General features: G+C 72.1%; 8 protein-coding genes. 7 read left to right on the forward strand and 1 reads right to left on the reverse strand.

Annotated features, from left to right (window positions below):
- Positions 1-41 precede the first annotated feature (41 nt).
- The gene (locus LW587_RS18340) at positions 42-1334 is read right to left on the reverse strand and encodes a L,D-transpeptidase family protein (RefSeq protein ID WP_232631037.1); all 1293 of its coding nucleotides are present in this window, start codon (positions 1332-1334) and stop codon (positions 42-44) included.
- Positions 1335-1606: 272 nt separating this feature from the next.
- Here LW587_RS18340 and LW587_RS18345 point away from each other — a divergent pair, with 272 nt between their 5' ends.
- The 7 genes from LW587_RS18345 (at position 1607) to LW587_RS18375 (ending at position 7471) form a co-directional block, all read left to right on the forward strand.
- Positions 1607-2002 carry a hypothetical protein gene (locus tag LW587_RS18345; RefSeq protein WP_232631038.1) on the forward strand — a complete coding sequence of 132 codons (396 nt, stop codon included), beginning with the start codon at positions 1607-1609 and terminating at the stop codon, positions 2000-2002.
- A 58-nt stretch (positions 2003-2060) separates the two neighbouring features.
- A complete protein-coding gene (locus LW587_RS18350) occupies positions 2061-3200 on the forward strand; it encodes a copper chaperone PCu(A)C (protein WP_232631039.1) in 1140 nt (379 codons plus the stop codon).
- Positions 3201-3309: 109 nt separating this feature from the next.
- Positions 3310-3831 carry a copper chaperone PCu(A)C gene (locus tag LW587_RS18355; RefSeq protein ID WP_232631040.1) on the forward strand — a complete coding sequence of 174 codons (522 nt, stop codon included), beginning with the start codon at positions 3310-3312 and terminating at the stop codon, positions 3829-3831.
- Positions 3821-4486, forward strand: a complete 666-nt coding sequence (locus LW587_RS18360) for an SCO family protein (RefSeq protein ID WP_232631041.1) — start codon at positions 3821-3823, stop codon at positions 4484-4486. The genes LW587_RS18355 and LW587_RS18360 overlap by 11 nt, the downstream gene beginning before the upstream one ends.
- An 89-nt stretch (positions 4487-4575) precedes the next feature.
- On the forward strand, positions 4576-4956 hold the full coding sequence (locus LW587_RS18365; RefSeq protein ID WP_232631042.1) for a hypothetical protein: 381 nt from the start codon (positions 4576-4578) through the stop codon (positions 4954-4956).
- A 45-nt stretch (positions 4957-5001) separates the two neighbouring features.
- A complete protein-coding gene (locus tag LW587_RS18370; protein WP_232631043.1) occupies positions 5002-7173 on the forward strand; it encodes a TonB-dependent receptor family protein in 2172 nt (723 codons plus the stop codon).
- Between the two features lie 115 nt (positions 7174-7288).
- Positions 7289-7471 carry a hypothetical protein gene (locus LW587_RS18375; protein WP_232631044.1) on the forward strand — a complete coding sequence of 61 codons (183 nt, stop codon included), beginning with the start codon at positions 7289-7291 and terminating at the stop codon, positions 7469-7471.
- Positions 7472-7576 lie beyond the last annotated feature (105 nt).

Here is a 7576-nt window from a genome sequence, read left to right on the forward strand (position 1 = left end):
CCGGGCGGCCGAAGGGGTCTTGAGGGTGGTGACGGGCGCGGTTACTCGTCGCCCGGCTCGTACACCTCGGGCTGGGTCGCGGCGGCGCTCGCCACCGGGGTCGGGGCCTCGATGGTCGAGGGCACGTTGACGCCGTCGCGCTTGTAGATGTCGTCGCGGAACTGGACCGTGCCGTCCGGGGTCGCCCAGGCGGTGATGTAGGTCCAGTAGACCGGGACCGGCTGGGTCAGCCGCGCGTCGATGCGCTGGCCGCTCTCCACCGCGCGCTCGACCGCCGCCCGGTCCCAGCCGGGCGTGTCCTTGAGGAGCCACGTGATGTACTCGCGCACGTTCTGCACGCGGACGCAGCCCGAGGAGATGAAGCGGAAGTCATCACCGAACACGCCGCGGGAATTGGTGTCGTGCATGAACACGCCATGCGGGTTCGGGATGTTGATCCTCACGACGCCCATCGAGTTGAAGTCGGCGCCCGAATCCTGGCGGTAGGTGTAGCGGGTGCCCTCGTCCGAATTCCAGTTCACGGACCGCGGCGAGATCTCCTGACCACCCGAGAGGATGCGGATCTTGTTGTCCGTGAGGTAGTTCGGATCCTTCTGCATCTTCGGGATGAGGTCCTTCTTCACGATGGAAGCCGGGACCGTCCAGGTCGGGTTGAAGTTGATCTCCACCGCCTTGGTGTTCATGATCGGCGACTGGCGGTCGATCTTGCCGACGCCCGCGGCGTGCAGCGTCACGACCTGCCCGTTCTCGACCGTCTGCACCAGAGCGGCCGGGATGTTGGTGATCACGAAGCGCCGGCCGAGATCGCCCGAATAGGAGCGCAGGCGGATCACGTTGGTCTCGAGCTGGCGCAGGCGCACATCGGCGGGCACGTTCATGGCCGCCTGGGTCGCCGGGCTCATCTGGCCGGTCTGCGACAGGCCGTGGCGGGCCTGGAAGCGCTTCACGCCGGCCGAGACGTAGGAATCGTACACGCCCGCGCCACCGGCATTGGCGTCGAGGTCGCCGGTCACGATCAGGCGCTGGCGCACCGCCGCGACCGCCGGGCCGCGGGAGCCGACCCGCAGGGTGGCCGCTCCCGAGACCGGCTGCCAGCCGCCGCGGCTGACGATGGCGCGGTATTTCTCGGCCATCGCCTCGGTGGCGGCGACGGTCTGGGGCGAGAGGATCGGCGTCGAAGAGCGCGTCACCTGCATGGTCGCGGGCGAGGAATAGTCCTGCGCCCACTCGGCCTGGGCCAAGCCGGGCTCACGGGCCAGCGCCGGCCCGGCAAGCAGGGTGGCGGCGGCGAGCGCGAGCGCGAGGGAGCGGGGGGGGCGCGCGATGTGCAGCATCGATCCGGGGCTCTCAGGTCAAGATGCGGTCGGTCCGTGACGGAAACGACAGTTCCGCCAAAGTCTCGTGCCGCGGTTGTTGCGGTCTCGACGTTAAGAAGCCATGCCGTTCCGGGCCATATTGTGGCGTGGGCGTGCGGCGGCGCACGCGGTGAGGGCGCTGCGGCCGGGGCGTCACATCGGCGAGGGCCTTCTTCGGCCGGAGCCTTCTTCGGCAACGGGTCGCGGCCTGGCCTCTGGCGGGTCGGGCGGGGGTGTTCTAGACCGGGGCCATGCCGACGACACGCCGCGACCGGACCGGGAGGGCGCCGCGCGCCCTGCGCGCGCTCGCGGGCGTCGCCGCGCTCTACGCGCTGGTGCTGCAGGCCCTGCTCGGCGGGATCGCGGCGCTGCCGGTCGCGGGCGTGCCCGGCCTCCTCTGCCTCCAGATGTCGGCCGGCCCGGATGACGCGCACGATGGCCGGGCACCGTTCGCCGCCTTGCCCCATGCCGGCTGCTGCACCGCAGCGAGCCACGCGCCGACGGCCGCGCCACCCGCCCCCGCCGCCGGGCCTGTCCACCGGGCCGAGCGGACCGCGCAGCCCGCCTCCTGGGCCCCCGGCCGGACCGGGGTCGCCCGGACGCCGCCCCACACCCTGGCCAGCGCCCGCGCTCCACCCGTCGCCTGACCTCGACCGCGCGCGCCCCGCGCGCTTCCCGACATCGTCAGTCAACGGACTTCGCCCCATGCCGTCTCTTCACCCGGCCCTGCGCGCCGGCCGCGCGCTCGCCGCTCCGTCCTCTGTCGCCTTAGCCCTTATCTCGGGCCTTCCCTTAGCAATCCCCTTGGCCGCCCCGGCCTCCGCCCACGCCCTCCTGGAGCGCAAGGAGGCCAGCCCGAACGCCGCCTATCGCGGCGTCGTCCAGATCATGCACGGCTGCGAGGGCCGGCCGACCACCCGCGTCAGCGTGACGATCCCCGAGGGCGTGACCGGCGCCAAGCCGATGCCGAAGCCCGGCTGGACCATCGCCACGACGCGGTCGGCCTACGCCAAGAGCTATCCCTCCTTCCACGGCCCGGTCTCGGAAGGGGTGACGACGATCACCTGGAGCGGCGGCAGCCTGCCGGACGATCAGGTCGACGAGTTCACCTTCTTCGCCCGCATCTCCGACGCCTTCGAGCCCGGCACCACGATCCACTTCCCCGTCGAGCAGGATTGCCAAGGGAATGGCCAAGAGGGTGGCCAAGAGGGTGGCCAAGAGAATGACAATGGGGGCGGCTACCGCTGGAGCGAGATCCCGGCCCAGGGCCAGGATCCCCGGGCGCTGAAGAGCCCGGCCCCCGGCGTGCGGATCGTCGCCGCCAAGCCGGCGGTCGCAGAAGCCAAGCCGGCGGCCACCGAAGCCAAGCCGGCGGCTGCCGATGCCAAGCCGGCCGTGGCCGACGCGAATCCGGCCGCCTCCGCCCCCGCGGCGGCCGGCCCGCTCGCGATCGAGGGACCGTGGCTGCGCGCCACGCCCGGCGGCGCGAAGGTGGCGGGCGGCTACGTCACCCTACGCAACACCGGCACGGAGCCGGACCGCCTGATCGGGGCTGCGATTCCCCAGGCCGGACGCGGCGAGATCCACTCGATGAGCACGGAGAACGGGGTGGTGAAGATGGCCCCCGTCACGGGCGGCCTCGTCCTCGCGCCGGGGGGAAGCGTCACGCTCAAGCCCGGCGGCTACCACCTGATGTTCCTCGAGCTGAAGGAGGGGCTGCGGGCCGGCGAGAGCGTCGCCGGCACCCTGACCTTCGAGCGGGCCGGCACCGTGCCGGTGACCTTCTCGGTCGCCCCGATCGGGGCGACGGCGCCCGAGGCGGGCGGCCACGCGCACCACCACTGAGCCCCCGCGCCGCGCCCGGCCCCGACCGGGCGCGGCCGACCCCACCTGCACCGGCCCGCCGACCCGGACGGTCCCGGCCCGGCCGCGCTCACCCGATCGGAGATCTCCCATGCGCCCCACCGCCTCCGCCCTCGCCGCCCTCCTGCTGGCCCTCGGCCTCGCCGCAGGCCCGGCCCAGGCCCACGACTACGCCGCCGGCGCCCTCAAGATCGGCCATCCCTGGAGCCGCGCCACGCCCGGCGGCGCCCGGGTCGCGGCCGGCTACCTGACGGTGACGAATACGGGGAGCACCCCCGACCGGCTCACCGGCGGTTCGCTCGCGGCGGCCGGCCGCACCGAGGTGCACACGATGTCGGTCGAGAAGGGCGTGATGCGGATGGCGCCCCTCCCGAACGGCCTCGAGATCCCGCCCGGCGGGACCATCACCCTCGCCCCGAGCGGGCACCATCTGATGTTCATGGACCTCAAGACCCCGCTCAAGCAGGGCGAGCGGGCCGCCGGCACCCTGACCTTCGAGCGGGCCGGCACGGTCCCGGTGGAGTTCGTCGTGGAGAGCATCGCCGCCAAGGGCGGCGGCCAGGGAGCGGGCAAGGGGGACAAGGGCCATGCCGGGCACGACCATGCCCACTGACCCCGCGGGGCCGGGTCCGGCGGAGGGCGGAGCGGGCCCCGCCCCTCCCGCCCCCCGGCGGGGCGGCGGCCTGATCCTCGTCGTCTTCGCCCTGGCGCTCGCCGCCATCGCCGGGACGACCCTGGCCCTCCTGCCGGGCGGGCCGAAGCCGCCGCCGATCTCGGTGGTGGGCGGCCCCTTCCGGCTCGAATCCTCGAAGGGCGGCGTGCTCGAATCGCGCACGCTCCAGGGCCGGCCGTTCCTGGTCTTCTTCGGCTTCACCCAGTGCCCGAACGTCTGCCCGACGACCCTGGCCGATCTCGGCAACCTGCTCGACGCGTTCCAGGCCGAGGGCGGCACCCTCGAGGCCTACTACATCACCCTCGATCCCGAGCGCGACACGCCCGCCCTGATGCGCGAGTACATGGCCTCCTTCCACGAGCGGATCACCGGGCTGACCGGCACGCCGGAGGCGATCGCGCGGGTGGCGCGCGATTACCGCGTCTCCACCAAGCGGGTGCCGCTGCCGGACGGCGGCTACACGATGGAGCACACCCTGATGGTCTACATGATGGACCGCAACGGAGGCTTCGCCGGACCGCTCGACCTGGAGGCCGGGCACGCCCTCGCGCTGAAGCAGCTCCACCGGCTGGTCTCGGACGGCCGCAACAGTTGATCGGGTCGCCGGTCGGCGGCGGGCGGCCCTGATCGGCTTTCGTCGCGGGACGCATTGACGCCCGGTCAAGCTTGGCCGTAGCTGGCGCCATGCGAAGGCGCCTGCCCGAATGGTCCGCGTGTCGCGCGGTCATCGCCGTGGCCGCGCTCTACGCGCTCGCCCTCCAGGCGCTTCTCGGCGCCGCCTCGTTCGGCCCCGGCTTCGGCCCCTCCCACATCCTCTGCGCTCCGGAGACGGGCGAGGCCGGCGAGACCGAGGGAGCGTCGAACCCCCAACCGGCACACGGGCACCTGCCCTGCTGCTCGCCCGCGCCGGCGCCGGGCGGGCTGCTCGACCTGCCGCGGGCCGAGACCGCCGTGGCATGGCCCCCGACCCGCATCCACCGGATCGCGTGGCGTCCCGAGATCGCGGCCGCGCCCCGGGCTCCTCCGGGCCGTCGCCCCAGCGCGCGCGCGCCCCCCGTCGTCTGACCGATCGCCCGTCCCCGATCCTTCAGACCACGGAAAACCCCAACCATGCCTCCCCTTCCGAGGGTCGCGCCGCGCGCCGGATTCGCGCTGTGTGCCGCCCTGTCCTCGTCCCTGCTCGCCGCCACGCCCGCCCTCGCCCAGGCATCGCCCGAGGGGGCGGCCACCGGAGCGACCAATCAGGGGGCGACCACCCTGGAGGAGATCAGCGTCTCCGGCGCTGGTCGCCCCCCCGCCCCCGGCTCGTTGACCGTGCCGAGCGTCGCCGCGCAGGAGGCGGCCGTGAAGGCCACCGTCGGCTCGGTCGCCTTCGTCGATGCGGCCTCGTTCCAGAACCGCTACGCCAACACCGTGCGGGACATGCTCCAGGACGTGCCCGGCGTGTTCGCGCAGACCCGCTACGGCCAGGAGATCCGCCTCTCGATCCGCGGCTCGGGCGTCGCCCGCGGCTTCCACCTGCGCGGCATCGAGCTCCTGCAGGACGGCATCCCGCTCAACCTCGCCGACGGCAGCGGCGATTTCTACCAGATCGACCCGCTGGCCCTGCGCTCGATCGAGGTCTTCAAGGGCGGCAACGCGCTCGCCTTCGGCGCCACGACGCTGGGCGGCGCCGTCAACTTCGTGACGCCGACCGCCTACACGGCGCTCGCGCCCAACATCGTCCGCTTCGAGGCCGGCAGCTTCAACACGTTTCGCGAGAGCTTCCAGTTTTCCCGCATATCGGGTCCGGCGGATTTCCTGATCTCGGGCACCCTCACCAACGCCGACAACTACCGGGATCACGAGACCCAGCGGACGCGCAATCTCAACGCCAATCTCGGCTACCGGCTGGCGCCGGGCATCGAGACGCGCTTCTTCCTCGGCCTCTACGACACCGACCAGAAGCTGCCCGGCACGCTGACGCGGCGCGACGCGCTCGACCATCCGACGATCGCGAGCCTGAACGCGCTCGTCGGCAACCAGTCGCGCAAGGTGCAGGCGGAGCGGATCGCCAACCGCACCTCGTTCGACCTCGAAATCGGCCGCCTCGACATCGATTCCTGGGCGATTCACAAGACCCTCTACCACCCGATCTTCCAGGTGCTCGACCAGGACGGCTGGACCTACGGGCTCGCGCCGCGCTGGGCCGGCACCTTCGACCTCGGCGGCTACCGCAACGACCTGATCCTGGGCGTGCGGGCCTTCGCGGGCGTCAACGATGCGCGGCAATACCTGAACGTGGCCGGCCTGCGCGGTGCGCAGACGCTGCAGGCGGTGCAGCGCGCGTCCAATTACGAGGCCTATGCCGAGAACCGCTTCTGGGTCCTGCCCGACCTGGCGCTGATGACCGGCGCCAAGCTGTTCTCCTCGACCCGCAGCTACAGCAACAAGGGCGGCTTCCCGCCCCAGAACCCGGTCGCGCGGTTCGGCGACCTCACCTACGAGGGCGTGAACCCGAAGATCGGCCTGCTCTGGCAGCCCGTGCCGACGATCCAGGTCTTCGCCGACGCCACGCGCTCGCGGGACGTGCCGGACTTCTCGGATCTGGCGCAGTCGAACCTGCTCGGCACGACCTTCGTGCCGCTGGCCGCCCAGCGCGCCTGGACCTACGAGGCGGGCACCCGCGGGCGGATCGACCGGCTCGCCTGGGACGTGACGCTCTACCGGGCGGAGATCCGCGACGAGTTGATCAACTTCTCGACCAATCCCGCGCTCAACATCCCGGCCGCGACCTTCAACGCGCCGCGCACCCTGCACCAGGGCGTCGAGGCCGCCCTCTCCCTCGACCTCGCCACCGACCTGACCGGGATCGGCGACCGGCTGGTCGCGACCCAGATCTGGACGCACAACGACTTCCGCTTCGTCAACGACCCGCAATTCGGCAACAACCGCATCGCCGGCCTGCCCCGGGACGTGCTGCGCACGGTCGTGAGCTACGCGCATCCGAGCGGCTTCTACCTCACGCCCTCGGTGGACTGGGTGCCGCAGGGCGCCTTCGCGGACCATGCCAACACCCTGGGGGTGCCGGGCTACGCCCTGCTCAACGTCCAGACGGGCATCGATTTCGCCAACGGCGTCTCGCTGTTCGTGGATGCCCGCAACCTGACGGATGCGCGCTACATCGCCGACATCTCGGTGGTGGCCAATGCGAGCACGGCCCCGTCCGGACCGGCCGGCCTCGCCGCCTTCTATCCCGGCACCGGCCGCAGCGTGTTCGGGGGCCTGCGCGCCGCGTTCTGAGGCGGGCCGGCGCCCCAGGGTGAACCGTCCGTCAACGGGGCCGGTAAAATCGGCCTTAACCGTTCCCTGTCAGGATCGAGCCTTCGAGAGGGGCCCTCCGACAGGGAGACGATCCGTGACGAAGTCGGTCACCGAGACGAAGCCCACGGCGGATGCGGTCTCCGCACCGCCGCTGAGCCAGAGCGTGCGCCGCCATCTCGGCAAGAACCTGCGCAGCCTCTATTCCGGCTCCCTGACCGAGCCGGTCGGCGAGCGCCTCGAGGCGCTGATCGCGCGGCTGGGCAAGCCCCGCCGATAGGCGCCTCGGCCCGAGACCTTTCCACCGACGGACCGGCTAAATAGAAACTGTCTCTTCGGGTGTGATGGCACATGAGAAGCCGAGGCGCTCGATCTGTCGCGCGAG

It is taken from the genome of Methylobacterium sp. Leaf118, assembly GCF_920984675.1.
Taxonomy (GTDB): domain Bacteria; phylum Pseudomonadota; class Alphaproteobacteria; order Rhizobiales; family Beijerinckiaceae; genus Methylobacterium.